The following is a 14254-nucleotide window of genomic DNA, read 5'->3' on the forward strand; positions in this document are numbered from 1 at the left end:
CAGCACCCCCCGGATCATCAAGGACAGGGGCAACGAGCCATACCGGCCCCGAAGGCCACGAGCCCCAACCGGGCTCTACAAGGAAGGTAATGGGCAGCCCTGGTGCCGTCGGCCTCCGGCCCCTCCCCCACGCGCGCCATGGAGCCCTCAGCCTCCTCGCCCTCCCTCACCCCCCATACGGCCGCTTCTCCCTCGCCTCGCTCAATGCGCGGCCCCACCATGCCAGTTGGTCCAGCATCAGCTTGGCGGCGTTGTTCGGGGCCGTTGTGTCCTTCAGTTGGCCGGTGGGGTCGAAGGAGCCGTGGGCGTTGTGGAAGGAGACGGTGTCCCGGATGGTCGTGGCGTGGAGTTCGGCGAAGACCTGGCGGAGGTGTTCGGTCGCGCGGAGGCCTCCGGAGATGCCGCCGTAGGAGACGAGAGCCACCGGCTTGGCCCGCCATTCGTGGAAGTGCCAGTCGATCAGGTTCTTCAGGGCCGCCGGATAGGAGTGGTTGTACTCGGGGGTCAGCACGACGAACGCCTCCGCGGACGCCAGCTTCGGTGTGATCGCGGCCAGTTGTGCCGTGATCTCCGGCGTCGGCGCGAACGTCGTGGGCAGGTCGATGTCGGCGACGTCCACGATCTCCGCCTCGAAGTCCTCGTGCTCCCGCACCCGGTCCAGCAGCCACTCGGCCACCACCGGCCCGAACCGCCCCGAACGATTGCTTCCGACGACCACCGTCACCCGCAACGGGGTGCCGATGCCCACACCGACGCCGGTGCCTGTGCCTGTGCCTGTGCCTGTGCCTGTGCCTGCGTGAGTCTCCGTGGCTTCCGTGGCTTCCGTGGCTTCCGTGGATTTCGTAGTCCGCTTCATGGCGACCAGCCTCGTATCTCAACTTCGCTTGAGGTCAAGCCGTCCGTCGGGCCCCATGTCACCCGTTCACACCCCCGGCCCCCCACCTTCCCGTTCGACTCCCCCGTTCATCTCGCCGCACCGCGATGAACTGCCCAAACGTTCCCATTCCCGCCCCTCCGCGACCCCGCCCCGGCCTCGATTCGCCCTGTTTCCGGCAGGCGCTCGGGGAGCGGTTCCGGTCGTCTCCCCCTTACCTCGGAGGAGGAACCTGGACTCTCGGAGGAGCGTGCACGATGCGACGTACCGCCCGGCCGTCGACCGGAACCGCCCTCGCCGTCGCCGTGGCGGCCCTGGCAGTTGCCACGGCGGCCCTCGCCGTGGCTCCGGCGTACGGCGCGGAGGGCACCGGACGGCTGGAGCTGTCGCCGAAGCGGGCCGTACCCGGCGACGAGGTCACCGTGAGCACGGCGGCCTGCGGCGCGAACGGTACGGCGACGGGGGACGCCAGCGCGGTGGGGGCGGGGCTCTTCCCGCTCGCACCCGATACCGGGCAGCAGCGCCCCGAGGGGCGGTTCGAGGTGCCGCCGAGCGCGCAGCCGGGGACGTACGAGATCGTCGTGACCTGTACGAAGGGGGGTCGGCGGGTCTCCGGTGACCTCGTGGTGTCCCTCACCGGCTCCGGGCCGGAGCAGGCCGCGCATCCGAGGGGCAGTGTGAAGACGGGGGTCGGCGGCGCGCTCGGTCCCGACCCCACGCAGACCGCGGCGGGCGTGGCGGCACTGGCCGTCGCCGCCGCGGGCGGTACCTGGCTCCTGCATCGCCGGGCGAGAGGCGACGGGATCTGACGGACCCCCTCCGCTGTCCGTCCACCGGTACCGCCGTCCCCCTCCCCTCCGGGCCCGACGCCCCTCGGCCCGGAGGGGAGGGACGCAGTCGCGACCGGCCCGACGGCACCCTTGAACCGCCGGGTCCCGACATCCCATAGCCCCCGGCCCGCCCCCATCGCCCGGCCCGGCGATCCCCTCGTCACCGCCCCACCAACCCACCGCCCCACCGCCTCACCCACCAGCCAGCCCACTGTCAGGAGAGGAGCCCCGCGTGCGCAGGGTCGTCGGTTTCGCTCATGTCCTCAACGCCCTCAATGTGCTCATAGCGAGCGGGACCGTGGTCGCGCTGTGCGCGGGGGGGTGGTTGCTGCACAGCGGGATCGCTGCGCATCCGCCGCCGCAGCCGTCGGCCGCGCAGGCCCACGGCCGGGGCGACGACATCCGTTCGGGCGCCGAGGAGCCCGCGGCCGAGGCGTTGCCGCCATCGCCGCCGCACCGCGTCCGTATCCCCTCGATCCGGGTGGACGCCCCGCTGATGGGCCTCGGCCTCACCCCGGCCGGCAGTCTCGACGTCCCGCCCGCCGAGCGGAAGAACCTGGCCGGCTGGTACGAGGCCGGCACCGCCCCCGGTGAACGCGGCACCGCCATCGTCGCCGGCCACGTCGACAACGCCGACGGCCCCGCCGTCTTCTACGACCTCGGCGCGCTCAAGCGGGGCGCCGTCATCGAGGTCGCCCGACGGGACGGCACCGCCGCGCTGTTCACCGTGGACGCGGTGGAGGTCTACGACGCGCGGAACTTCCCCGACAAGAAGGTCTACGGGGCGGCCGGGCGCCCGGAGCTACGGGTCATCACCTGCGGCGGCGGCTACTCCCGCTCCACCGGCTACCAGGGCAACGTCGTCGTCTTCGCCCACCTCACCGGCAGCCTCGCCGCCCGGCCCGCCCGACCCGCCTGACCTTCACAAAAGGGCCGGGCAGCCCCGTACGCCCCTCACCCCGCCCACTGCTCCCACGCCATCTTCGCCACCAGCGTGAAGACGACCGTCAGCAGGACGGCCCGTACGAAGCCGCTGCCCTTCTTCAGCGCGGTGTGCGCCCCGACCGTGCCGCCGACGAGGTTGAAGACGGCCATCAGCGCGGCCAGCTGCCAGTACACCGTGCCCTTCCAGGCGAACGTGGCGAGGGCACCGGCGTTCGTACAGCAGTTGACGATCTTGGCGTTGGCGGAGGCGGTGACCAGGTCCAGGTGGAGGACGGCGGTCAGGGCCAGCACCAGGAACGTACCGGTGCCGGGGCCGATGAGGCCGTCGTAGAAGCCGATGCCGACGCCCGCGAGCCCGATCGCGGCGAGGACGCGGCGCGGGGAGGCCGGGCCGGTGGCGGGGGCCGTGCCGAAGGAGGGGCGCAGGATGACGAAGGCGCCGACGGCCAGGAGGACCACCATCACCACCGGCTTCAACACCTCCGTACTCATCCCGGCGGCCACGAAAGCCCCCGCCGTGGAGCCCGCGAGCGCCGCCAGGCCGATCCGTACGGCGATCCCCACATCCACCGGGGTGCGGCGGACGTACGTCACCGCCGCGCCCGTGGTGCCCACGATGGCGACCGCCTTGTTGGTGCCGAGGGCGTACTGTGCGGCCGAGGCGCCGTTCGGGAGGCCCAGGAGGAGGGTCGGCAGGAGCAGGAGCCCGCCGCCGCCCACCACGGCGTCGATCCAACCGGCCGCGAGCGCGGCGGCACAGAGCAGAACGACCATGGTCAGCGATATGTCGGGCATGATCGCGACCCTATGCGGAGGGATAGGTGGGTCGTCCATCGACTTGAGCGCGATCTGAGGTTGATCCCTATCATCGCCGGTCGCCAACGCCGTACCCTCGTCAGCCCAGGTCACCCACCCCGTACCCTCTCCTCTCACACCCCGCCCACGTCCGCCGGAAACCCCTCACACCCCCCTCGGCCCGGTGGGGAGGGCAGCGTTCCTCGTGGGAAACAGAGGTGATGCGGTCGGGTAACACCGGCAACGCACGCTCAAGGGCATGACCTCGAATGAACGTGTGGTGGTGATCGGCTCCGGCCTCGCGGGTGTACGTCTCGCCCGGCGGCTCGGCGAGCTGGGCATGTCCGCCACGCTGATCGGCGAGGAGGCGCACACCCCGTACAACCGGGTGCTGCTCGCCGAGGTCCTGGCGGGACGGTACGCGCCCGAGGTGATCGCGCTGCCCGCTCCGGCGGAGCTGACGGAGGTCACGCGGGGCCAGGTGGTCGAGATCGACCGCGAGATGCGAGCCGTACATCTCGCGGACGGCGCGGTGATCGCATACGACCGGCTGGTCCTCGCGACCGGTTCCAACCCGGTGCTGCCGCCCCTGCGGGGGCTGGTCGACCCCATGCACCCGGAGCGTCACGAGTTCCCCGAGGGCGTGCATGCCTTCCGGACCATGGACGACTGTCTGGGACTGTCCCGGGCCGTTCGGGCCGGGTCGCGGGCCGTCGTCATCGGCGGTGGGCTCCTCGGGGTCTCCGCCGCGCGGGCGCTCGCGCTGCGCGGCGCCCAGGTCGTGCTCGCCCAGCAGGGCGAGCGGCTGATGGAGCGCCAACTCGACCCGTCCGCCTCGAAGTTGGTGCGCCGGCATCTGACCGACCTCGGTGTCGAGGTGCACACCGAGACCCGGGTCCGCGCCGTCAACAGCATCGACGGGACCGTACGGTCGGTGTCGATGGCCGACGGGTACGCCCTCGATGTCGATCTCGTCGTTCTCGCCTGTGGTGTCCGGCCCCGGGCCGGTCTGGCCGTCCAGGCGGGGCTCGCCGTGCACAAGGGCGTCCTCGTCGACGAGGAGCTGCGCACCTCCGACCCGTACATCCACGCCATCGGCGACTGCGCCCAGTTCGAGGGCACCGTCTACGGGCTCGCCGCCCCCGCGCTCGAACAGGCCGACGTACTGGCCGAGTTGCTGGCCGGGGACGCCGGAAACACAGCCGCCCGCTACACCGGCACCCGTGCCCTGACCCGGCTGACGCTCGCCGGGCAGGACTTCCTCGACCTCGCCGCGTTCGGCGAGACCGAGCCCCGGCCCGGTGATGACGTCATCCAGCTCGCCGACGCCACCCGTGGCACGTACCGCAAGGTCGTCGTCCGGGACGACCGGCTGGTCGGCGGGGTGCTCGTCGGCGAACTCGGCACCGTCGGCGCGCTCGCCCGCGCCTGGGAGGGAGCAGAGCCGCTCCCCGGAGACGGCGCCCCTCTGCTCCACCTGCTCACCAACGATGGAGGCTCCTGAATGTCCGCCACCCTGGGGGCCACCCCCACGATCGTGCTCGTCGGCCACGGCATGGTCGGCCAGCGCTTCCTCGAAGCGCTCGCCGAGCGCGGCCTGACCGCCACGCACCGCGTGGTCGTCCTCTGCGAGGAGCCCCGCCCGGCCTACGACCGTGTCGCGCTCACCTCGTACTTCGCGGGCAAGACGCCCGAGGACCTGTCGATGACCGACATGGCCTTCATCGAGCAGCACGGTATCGAGCTGTACATCGGCGACCCGGCCGAGACCGTCGACCGTGAGGCGAAGAAGGTCACCGCCCGGTCCGGGCAGGTCTTCGAGTACGACGTCCTCGTCCTCGCCACCGGCTCGTACCCCTTCGTGCCGCCGGTCCCGAACAAGGACGCCACCGGCTGCTTCGTCTACCGCACGATCGAGGACCTGCTCGCGATCGAGGAGTACGCGAAGAGCAAGGCGACGGTCGGTGCCGTGGTCGGCGGCGGTCTGCTCGGGCTTGAGGCCGCCGGTGCGCTGAAGGGGCTCGGGCTCACCTCGCACATCGTGGAGTTCGCGCCGCGGCTGATGCCCGTCCAGGTGGACGAGGGCGGTGGCGCCGCGCTGCTGCGGACCATCGAGGAGATGGGGCTGAGCGTCCACACGGGCGTCGGTACGCAGGAGATCGTCGTCGATGCCGAGGGTGCCGTCACGGGGATGAAGCTCTCCGACGGGTCCGAGCTGGCCACCGACATGGTCGTGTTCTCCGCCGGTGTCCGGCCCCGCGACCAGCTGGCCCGCGACTGCGGCCTGACCGTCGGCGAGCGCGGCGGCATCAGCGTCGACGAGCATTGCCGGACGGTCTCCGACCCGAGCGTGTTCGCGATCGGCGAGTGCGCGCTTGCGGCGGACGGCCGGGTGTACGGGCTCGTCGCCCCCGGTTACGAGCAGGCCGAGACGGCGGCGGCGACCATCGCCTGCGACGAGGCGGCCTTCCTCGGCGCCGACCTCTCCACCAAGCTGAAGCTCCTCGGCGTGGACGTGGCCTCCTTCGGCGACGCGCACGGTGCGACCGCCGACTGCCTGGACGTCGTCTACTCCGACTCCCGCTCGGGCCTGTACAAGAAGCTGGTCATCGGCCGCGACGGCACGCTGCTCGGCGGCATCCTCGTCGGTGACGCGGAGTCGTACGGCACGCTGAAGGCGTTCACCGGGTCGGTCCCGCCGGTCTCCCCCGAGTCGCTGGTGCTTCCGGCGGGCTCCGGTGGCGGCGCCCAGCTCGGCCCGTCCGCGCTGCCGGACGAGGCGATCATCTGCTCCTGCCACAACGTGTCCAAGGGCGCGATCCGGGGCGCGGTCACCGAGCACAAGTGCACGACCGTCCCCGAGGTCAAGAAGTGCACCAAGGCCGGCACCGGCTGCGGTTCGTGCGTCAAGGTACTGGGCCAGCTGGTCACCGCCGAGCTGGAGGCCGGCGGCGTCGTCGTCGACAAGGGCCTGTGCGCCTGCTTCTCGCAGACCCGCGAGGAGCTGTACGAGATCGTCCTCGCCCTGCGCATCAACACGTACCAGGATCTGCTGGACCGTTACGGCCGCGACGAGGCCAAGGGCGGCGACGGCTGCGACATCTGCAAGCCGGCGGTCGCCTCGATCATCGCCTCCCTCGCCCCGACCATCGGCGCGAGCGGCTATGTCCTCGACGGCGAGCAGGCGGCCCTCCAGGAGACCAACGACCACTTCCTGGCCAACCTCCAGAAGAACGGCTCGTACTCGGTCGTCCCGCGCATCCCCGGCGGTGAGATCACCCCCGAGGGCCTGATCGTGATCGGCGAGATCGCCCGTGACTTCGGTCTCTACACGAAGATCACCGGCGGCCAGCGCATCGACATGTTCGGCGCGCGGGTGGAGCAACTCCCGCTGATCTGGACGAGGTTGGTGGACGCCGGCTTCGAGTCCGGCCACGCGTACGGCAAGTCCCTGCGTACGGTGAAGTCCTGCGTCGGCCAGACCTGGTGCCGCTACGGCGTCCAGGACTCGGTCCGCATGGCGATCGACCTGGAGCTGCGCTACCGGGGCCTCCGGTCGCCCCACAAGCTCAAGTCGGCCGTCTCCGGCTGCGCCCGTGAGTGCGCGGAGGCCCAGTCGAAGGACTTCGGCGTCATCGCGACGTCGAACGGCTGGAACCTCTACGTCGCCGGCAACGGCGGCGCCACCCCGCGCCACGCGGACCTGCTGGCCCAGGACCTCGACGACGCCGAGCTGATCAAGCTGATCGACCGGTTCCTGATGTTCTACATCCGCACCGCCGACCGGCTGGAGCGCACCTCGACCTGGCTGGAGCGCATCCCCGGCGGCCTGGACCACGTACGGGACGTCGTCGTGGAGGACTCCCTCGGTATCTGCGAGGAACTGGAGTCCCTGATGAAGGACCACGTCTCGCACTACGCCGACGAGTGGGCGTCGACGATCAACGACCCCGAGAAGCTGGCGCGGTTCGTGTCCTTCGTCAACGCCCCCGACACCCCCGACCCGGTCGTCGGCTTCGTCCCCGAGCGCGACCAGATCAAGCCCGACCTGCCGCTGCTGTCCATCGGCCTGCGGCCCGCCGCCGCCGAAGAAGTCCTGGAAGGAAGCGCACAGCGATGACCCTGGCCCCCGAGAAGACCGATGTGAAGGTCCAGCTGCGGCTGGCGGACGACTGGTTCACGGTCTGCGATCTGGCGCTGCTGATCCCCGGCCGAGGTGTGGCCGCGCTGCTCCCCGACGGCGAGCAGGCCGCGATCTTCCTCGACCGCGCGGGCAAGCTGTACGCCATCGACAACCGCGACCCCTTCGGTGGCGCCGCCGTCCTCTCCCGCGGCCTCACCGGCACCCACCAGGGCCGCCCGTTCGTGGCCTCCCCGCTCCTGAAGCAGCGCTTCGACCTGGAGAACGGGCAGTGCCTGGACGACGAGACGGTACGGATCACGGCGTACGAGGTGCGGGCGGCGTAAGACGCCTTCGCCCATGACATGAAGCGGCGGTCGACCCGGCAACGGTGCCGGCGCGGCCGCCGCTTCACGCCTTCGGCCGCCGCTTCACGCCTTCGGTCTCTGCCTTACGCCTTCGGTCTCTGCCTTACGCCTTCAACTGGTCGTACGTCACTCCGGTCAGCCGTTCCGACTCCTCCCAGAGGAGTTCGCCGGCGCGGTCATCGAGGGTCCAGGGGCCTCGGGGGGATCTGGTGGGGGCACCGCGCCACATCATGATCGACGGGCCGATGAAGGCGTCCTGGGCGACGCCGGGGGCGGTGGCCGCGTACAGCGTGGGCAGGGCGCCCGCCTCGGCGGACTGGGCGAAGAAGCGGTTGCCGATCCGCATGAACCGTTCCAGGCCCGTGCGGCCTTCCGCGCTGGGCCCGGCGGCCTGGAGGTTGGTGGCGGCGTACCCCGGGTGCGCGGCGGCGGCGACCACGTCCGCGCCCCCGCTCTCCAGCCTCCGGGCCAGCTCGTGCGTGAACAGCAGATTGGCTGTCTTGGACCGCCCGTAGGCGACCCAACGCCCGTACTTCCGCTCGCTGTTGAGGTCGTCGATGTCGATGTTGGCCCGCAGGTGCATCGCGCTGGAGAGGGTGACGACGCGGGCGCCGGGGGTGGCGAGCAGCGCGGGGAGGAGGAGGCCCGTGAGCGCGAAGTGGCCCAGGTGATTGACCCCGAACTGCGTCTCGAAGCCGTCCGCCGTCCGGCCCTGCGGTACGGCCATGATCCCCGCGTTGTTGATCAGCAGGTCCAGCCGGTCCCCGTGTGTCCGCTCGTAGGCCGCCGCGAACTCCCGTACGGATTCCAGGTCCCCGAGGTCGAGTCGGATCAACTCGATGCTGCCGTCCGGTACTTCGGAGGTCATACGGTCCAGGGCGGCGGCTCCGCGCTGCTCGCTGCGGCAGGCGAGGACCACATGGGCGCCGTGCCGGGCGAGTTCACGGGCGGCGACGTAGCCGATACCGCTGTTGGCTCCCGTGACGACGGCCCTGCGGCCGCTCTGGTCGGGGATGTCCCGCTCGTTCCAGCCCGCCATGCCGTCACCTTCTCGAACGCTCGAAGTGCTGTGGCTGCCCGCGGTTGCCGCGAGGCGCGTGCGGTTCAGCATCGGCGGTGCCGGCGCATGGCCGCAAGCGGCGGGGCGGGGCCGGTACTCGGTGTGGGTCGTCGGGTGCGCGACGAGTTCCTCGGCCTCGTCGAAGCGGCCCTGGTCCTCCATGAGGGCGGAGGACATCTGAGCCGAGCGGGGCACGTCCACCCGTTCGGCGGCGGTCAGGAGGGTCTCGGCTCCGGCGAGGTCACCGCGTTCGACGAGGAGCACGGCGAGATTGACCGCCGCCGTCCAGTCGCCCTCGTCCATGGCCCGCCGGAACCAGTGCTCGGCCCCGGCCCGGCCCCCAGCGGGTACGACACGGCGCCGACGTTGCCGAAGGCCGCGAAGACGCGCCGGACGGCGGCCCGTTCGAACCAGCGGAGCGCTTCTTCCGGGTCGTTCCGGCCGCGCAACAGCTGGCCCAGCGGGTACGCGGCCGCGCAGCAGCAGGCCCAGCGCGTTCGCGGCCTCGCCGCTGCCCGCCTCGTTGGCCTGCCGGTAGGCGGCCTGCCGCCAGGCGGCCAGGGCCTCCGGGAGCCGTCCGGACGCCGCGTGTTCGGCGCCTCGCGTCCGCGTCTCGGCGGCGCGGGCCCGACGCCGGCCGGGGGCCCCGGTTCGGGGGCCCGGCCGTGACGGGCGCGTCCGCAGTCCGTCGGCGGAGCGGTGGGCGACGACGCCGAAGCCCGCCTCGGGCTGCCGCCCCGGCCCCCGGGTCGAGGCGGGCGCGTCCGGGTCCCAGTGGTCGGGGTAGGGGTACAGGGTGTGCGAAGAAAGCACCGCCCTCCCGCCGCGCTCGGCCGGAAGCGTCGTCCCGCCGCCGGGCCGGGCCGGAGGCCCCGTCGCGCCCCCTGCGGAGCAGTGGCGGGCGGGCGGCCGGGGAGTCCGCCTCGTCCGGTGTGTCCGGTGCGGGGCCGGTGTCCTTTGGCCTCCGGGTGCGTGAGTCGGGCGCCTAGTAGCTCGGGGGGATCTGTTGTACTGCGACTGCCGGTCGGTCGTGGCTGATAGCGCCCACGCGGCGGAGCCGCACATGTCACAGCCCCGCGCCCCTGGAGGGGGAAGGGCGGGCTGCGCCCCCCCTTCCCCCTCCCCTCCCTCAGTGCCCGTGTGTCACCTGCCGCATCAGCTCCCTGATCTCCCTCAACGTCATCCCGGCGCTCCCGTCCTTGTCCCTGTCGGCGATCTCCTCGAAGTGTTTGGCGGCGGTCTCCAGGTCGCCCCTGCGGCGGGCCAGGATTCCGGCGCAGCGGTTGCCCTTCAGATGGCCGGGCATGTCCTCCAGGAGGTTCGCCACGATCTCCGCGGCCTCCTCGTCCCGCTCCAACTCGACGAGGTATTCGGCGAATTCGGGACGGAGATCGAGCTTGCCGAAGCCGTACCGTTCGCGTTCGAACTCACCGCGCCGTTCATAGGCCCTGCGCCACCAGTCCAGGGCCTCCTCGTCGCGGCCGAGGGCGCGCAGGGCCCGGCCCAGGTAGTACGACGCGTCGACCTTGCCGTTCTCCCAGGCCATCACCAGCCATCGTTCGGCCTCGGCGTGGCGCCCGTACTGGACCATGCTCATGCCCGCGAGATAGGCCGGACTGGTCAGGCCGGTCTCCGCCGCCCGTACGTACCAGCGCTCCGCGAACTGCGGGTCGCCGCCCCGTTCCTCGGAGATCCAGCCCACGTGCCAGGCGGAGCGGCCGTGTCCGAGCCGGGCCGCCCGGTGGTACCAGATCCCGGCCGAGCGCTTGTCCCCGGCGTCGGAGTGGATCTCGGCGATGTCGTAGGCGGCGCTCGCGTCCCCTGCCGCCGCCGCGGGCTCGTAGAGCGGGATCATGTGGATGCCCTTGGCTCCGCCGACCTGGACCAGCATGCGGCCGAGGTCGAGGAGGGCGCGCGGGGTTCCGGCCCGGCGGTACCACTCGGCGGCCTCGGGCAGCCGCTCCAGCCGGTCGAGCACGTCGGCGTACGCGAACATCTCGTCCGGTCCGGCGCCCTCCGCCTCGGCGGCGGCCCTCAGTTCCGGCAGCCGCTCCCGGCGCTCGGTGTCGGCCGCGCTCTCGGGCTTCGCCCGCAGCCCGGCGACCTCCTTGGCCGTGTCGACGATCCGCTCCTGGACACCATCGAACGGATCGTAGGTCTCCTCGTCCACGCCGGGCCTGCGCAGCCACTCCTCGGCGTCGTCCCATCGGCGCTGCCGCAGGCACAGCACACCGAGCCGGAGGCAGGCGGCGTCGTGGCCGCCGTCCGACTCCGCCGCCGTACGGAACCAGTCCTCCGCCTCGCGCGGTTCGCCGCGCTCCTCCGACCAGACACCGAGGACGAACGCGCCCCCGGAGTAGCCCAGTTCATGGGCGCGCTCGGCGAGGGCGCGGGCCTCCGGCCAGCGGTCGGGGTCGCGTTCCACGAGGATGGCCTGCTCGACGAGCGCCTTGGTGCTGCCGATCGCGGCGGCTCGGGCGTACAGCGCCTCCGCCTCGCGCAGCGTCGACGGATAGGCGTCGAACATGCCCTTGTACTCGGGGTCGCGCAGGTCGGCCAGTGCCTCGTAGGCGGCTTCGGGGTCCTCGTCGCGCTCGGCGTCGGCGAGGTCGTCCCGCCAGCGTTCGAAGTCGTCCTGGATCATCTGGATGATGTGGTGGGCCTGGTGGGCCTTCCGGTCCCCCTTCTCGCCCGCCTCACCGAGCATCGCCAGGGCCTCGTCCCACTCGCCCCGTTCCCGGGCCCGCAGCACGGCCCCGTTGGTCAGGCACTCCACGCTGCCCAGTTCGGCGCCTCGCGCGTACCACTCCTCCGCGCCGGCCGCGTCCCCCGCCTCCTTCAGCAGCGTGGCCAGCCCGAAGGCACAGCCCCCGTCCCGGTCGGCGGCACTGCGGTACCACCGCTCGGCCTCCTCGAAGTCCCACCGGTCCTTGTGGACGATGGCGAGCGTACGAGCGGCGTACGCGTCCCCCTCCTCGACGGCCGCCTTCTCCCACCAGGGCAGGGCCTCGTCCACCCGCCGCTTCTTCGTGAGGAGTTCGGCGTGGGCCCGTGCCGCGCCGGGCGTCCCGGCCTCGGCGGCGGCCAACTCGGCGTTGTCGTCGTCGTTCTGTATCTCGCTGGCTTTCTGCTCTCGCATCCGCAGAGCCTGTCAGATGGGCCCGGGGGGCGTTTCCGGAGGGGGCGGCACTCCAACAAGCCCCCCCGGGCCCCTGCTTCAGTGCGGATGCGAGACCCGGCGCAGGAAGTCCTGGATCTCCTCCAACGTCTCCCCGACCTTCCTGGCCTGGGGCCACTCGGCGATCTTCTCCAGGCATCGTTCCACCGTCTCCGTGTCCTCCCGGCGGCGGGCGAGGACGACCGCGAGGCGGTTGCCGACGAGGTGGTACGGGGACTCCTCCAGGAGGTCCGTGACGACGGCCGTCGCCTCCTCGTCGCGCCCCGACTCGGCGAGGAGGGCGATGAGTTCGGGGCGCGCGTCGAAGCGGGACATGTCGAGGCCGTCCTGCTCGGGGGTGAAGTCCGCGCGCCGCTCGACCGCCCGCCGCAGCCACTCCACGGCCTCGTCCGCCCGTCCGAGCGCCCGTGCCGCCAGCCCCAGTTGGTACGACGCCTCGGCGACACCCTTGTCCCATGCCGACCTCAGGCAGGGTTCGGCCTGGGCGTGGCGGCCGTGCCGCACCATGCTCACGCCCGCGAGGTAGGCGGGCCGGGCCAACCCGCTCTCCGCCGCCCGCAGATACCACCGCTCCGCGAACTGCGGGTCGCCGCCCCGCTGTTCCGCCATCCAGGCCAGCGCCCATGCCGCCCGCCCGTGCCCGAGCCGCGCCGCCTTCAGGAACCAGAGCCCGGCCGCCCTGCGGTCCTCGGCCGGATCGTGGATCTCGCCGATGTCGTACGCGGCGCTCGCGTCGCCCTCCTCGGCGGCGGGCTCGTAGAGCGGTATCAGGTACGCGCCCTTGGCACCGCCGCGTTGGTGCAGCATCCGGCCGAGGGCGAGGAGCGCGCGCGGGGTGCCGATCCGCCGGTACCACTCGGCGGCCTCCGGCAGCCGGTGCAGCCTGTCGAGTGCGTCGGCGTACGCGAACATCTCCTCCGGGCCTTCCGTCTCGGCCGCCGCCCTCAACTCCGGTAGCTGCTCCCTGAGTTCACGGTCGGCCGGTGACTCGGGGGCGTTGCGTGCCTCGACGATGTCCTTGAGCGCCCGGACGACCAGTTCCTCGGTGCTGTCCCACGGGTCGAAGTCGCTGTTCTCGTCCGCCCCCGTACGGCGCAGCCAGCGTTCCGCCTCCTCGAACCGGTGCTGGCGCTCGCACAGCAGACCGAGGTTGGCGAAGGCGGCGTCATGGCCGCTGTCGGACTCGGCGGCGGCCCGGTACCACCGCTCGGCCTCGCGCAGTTCCCCGCGCTCCTCGCACCAGACGCCGAGGACGTACGCGGCGCCCGAGTAGCCGAGTTCATGGGCGCGCTCGGCGAGGGCGCGGGCCTCGGGCCGGCGTGCGGGGTCCCGGGCGACGAAGACGGCCTGGTCGACCAGGGCCGAGGTGCTGCCGAGGGCCACGGCCCTGGCGCAGAGGGCCTCCGCCTCCCGGGCCATGAACGGGCTGCAGTCGAACATCTCCTCGTTCTCCTCGTCGAGGAGTTCGCCCATCACCTCCTCGGCGGCCTCCACGTCCTCCTCCGCCTCCGCGTCGTCGAGGGCGCATTCCCAGCGGTACAGCTCGCTCGTGATGTTGTCGATGGTGTTCAGCGTGTGTCCGGCGTCGTGGTGGCCCCGGTCGTACGCGTCCTGGAGCCGCTCCTGCGCCTCGTCCCACTCACCGCGCAGGGCGAGCAGCACGGCCCCCTGGGTCAGGGACTCCAGGCTGCCCAGTTCGGCGCCCCGCGCGTACCATTCCTCGGCCCCGGCGGTGTCCCCCGCCTCCTCCAGCAGGGAGGCCAGCCCGAACGCACAGCCCCCGTCCCGCTGGGCGGCCGTGCGATACCAGCGCTCGGCCTCCTCGAACTCCCACCGGCCGCGATGGACTTCGGCGAGGGCACGGGCGGCGTCGGCGTCGCCTTCCTCGACGGCCGCCTTCTCCCACCAGGGCAGGGCCTCGTCCACCAGGCCCTGTTCGGTGAGGAGTTCGGCATAGGTCCGGGCCGCCCCGGGCCGCCCGGCCTCGGCGGCCGCCGACTCGGCGTTGTCGTCGTTCTGTGTCTCGGAGGGTGTCTGCTCGCGCATCCGAAGATCGTGCCAGAGGAATGGTTGGAGGTCGTGCC

Annotated in this window: 10 protein-coding genes; 5 read left to right on the forward strand and 5 right to left on the reverse strand. The window is 72.2% G+C overall.

Annotated elements, in window-relative coordinates; translation table 11 throughout:
- Window positions 1-166: 166 nt before the first annotated feature.
- Window positions 167-748 (reverse strand): NADPH-dependent FMN reductase, encoded by a 582-nt coding sequence (locus ACWD4G_RS44545; RefSeq protein ID WP_451304272.1) that lies wholly within the window; start codon window positions 746-748, stop codon window positions 167-169.
- Window positions 749-1131: 383 nt separating this feature from the next.
- Here ACWD4G_RS44545 and ACWD4G_RS44550 point away from each other — a divergent pair, with 383 nt between their 5' ends.
- Window positions 1132-1683 carry a hypothetical protein gene (locus tag ACWD4G_RS44550; RefSeq protein WP_451304274.1) on the forward strand — a complete coding sequence of 184 codons (552 nt, stop codon included), beginning with the start codon at window positions 1132-1134 and terminating at the stop codon, window positions 1681-1683.
- Window positions 1684-1936: 253 nt separating this feature from the next.
- Window positions 1937-2623 carry a class F sortase gene (locus tag ACWD4G_RS44555; RefSeq protein ID WP_451304276.1) on the forward strand — a complete coding sequence of 229 codons (687 nt, stop codon included), beginning with the start codon at window positions 1937-1939 and terminating at the stop codon, window positions 2621-2623.
- 35 nt (window positions 2624-2658) lie between these two features.
- On the opposite strand, the gene ACWD4G_RS44560 is transcribed toward ACWD4G_RS44555, so the two are convergent.
- The gene (locus ACWD4G_RS44560) at window positions 2659-3444 is read right to left on the reverse strand and encodes a sulfite exporter TauE/SafE family protein (protein ID WP_451304278.1); all 786 of its coding nucleotides are present in this window, start codon (window positions 3442-3444) and stop codon (window positions 2659-2661) included.
- A 259-nt stretch (window positions 3445-3703) separates the two neighbouring features.
- Between ACWD4G_RS44560 and ACWD4G_RS44565 the strand changes: the two genes are divergently transcribed.
- From ACWD4G_RS44565 to nirD, 3 genes are read left to right on the forward strand one after another with little or no spacing between them, the layout of a single operon-like run.
- Window positions 3704-4948 (forward strand): NAD(P)/FAD-dependent oxidoreductase, encoded by a 1245-nt coding sequence (locus ACWD4G_RS44565; protein ID WP_451304280.1) that lies wholly within the window; start codon window positions 3704-3706, stop codon window positions 4946-4948.
- Complete coding sequence (gene nirB, locus ACWD4G_RS44570) at window positions 4949-7564, forward strand: nitrite reductase large subunit NirB (RefSeq protein ID WP_451304282.1); 2616 nt, start codon at window positions 4949-4951, stop codon at window positions 7562-7564.
- Window positions 7561-7911 carry a nitrite reductase small subunit NirD gene (gene nirD / locus ACWD4G_RS44575; protein ID WP_451304284.1) on the forward strand — a complete coding sequence of 117 codons (351 nt, stop codon included), beginning with the start codon at window positions 7561-7563 and terminating at the stop codon, window positions 7909-7911. The genes nirB and nirD overlap by 4 nt, the downstream gene beginning before the upstream one ends.
- 124 nt (window positions 7912-8035) lie before the next feature.
- Here nirD and ACWD4G_RS44580 read toward each other — a convergent pair whose 3' ends face one another.
- The 3 genes from ACWD4G_RS44580 to ACWD4G_RS44590 form a co-directional block, all read right to left on the reverse strand.
- The gene (locus ACWD4G_RS44580) at window positions 8036-8971 is read right to left on the reverse strand and encodes an oxidoreductase (protein ID WP_451304308.1); all 936 of its coding nucleotides are present in this window, start codon (window positions 8969-8971) and stop codon (window positions 8036-8038) included.
- Between the two features lie 1150 nt (window positions 8972-10121).
- Window positions 10122-12131, reverse strand: coding sequence for a tetratricopeptide repeat protein (locus ACWD4G_RS44585; RefSeq protein ID WP_451304286.1), 2010 nt, complete (start codon window positions 12129-12131; stop codon window positions 10122-10124).
- A 78-nt stretch (window positions 12132-12209) separates the two neighbouring features.
- Window positions 12210-14216, reverse strand: coding sequence for a tetratricopeptide repeat protein (locus ACWD4G_RS44590; RefSeq protein ID WP_451304288.1), 2007 nt, complete (start codon window positions 14214-14216; stop codon window positions 12210-12212).
- Between the last annotated feature and the right edge of the window lie 38 nt (window positions 14217-14254).

It is taken from the genome of Streptomyces sp. NPDC002643 (assembly GCF_053592555.1).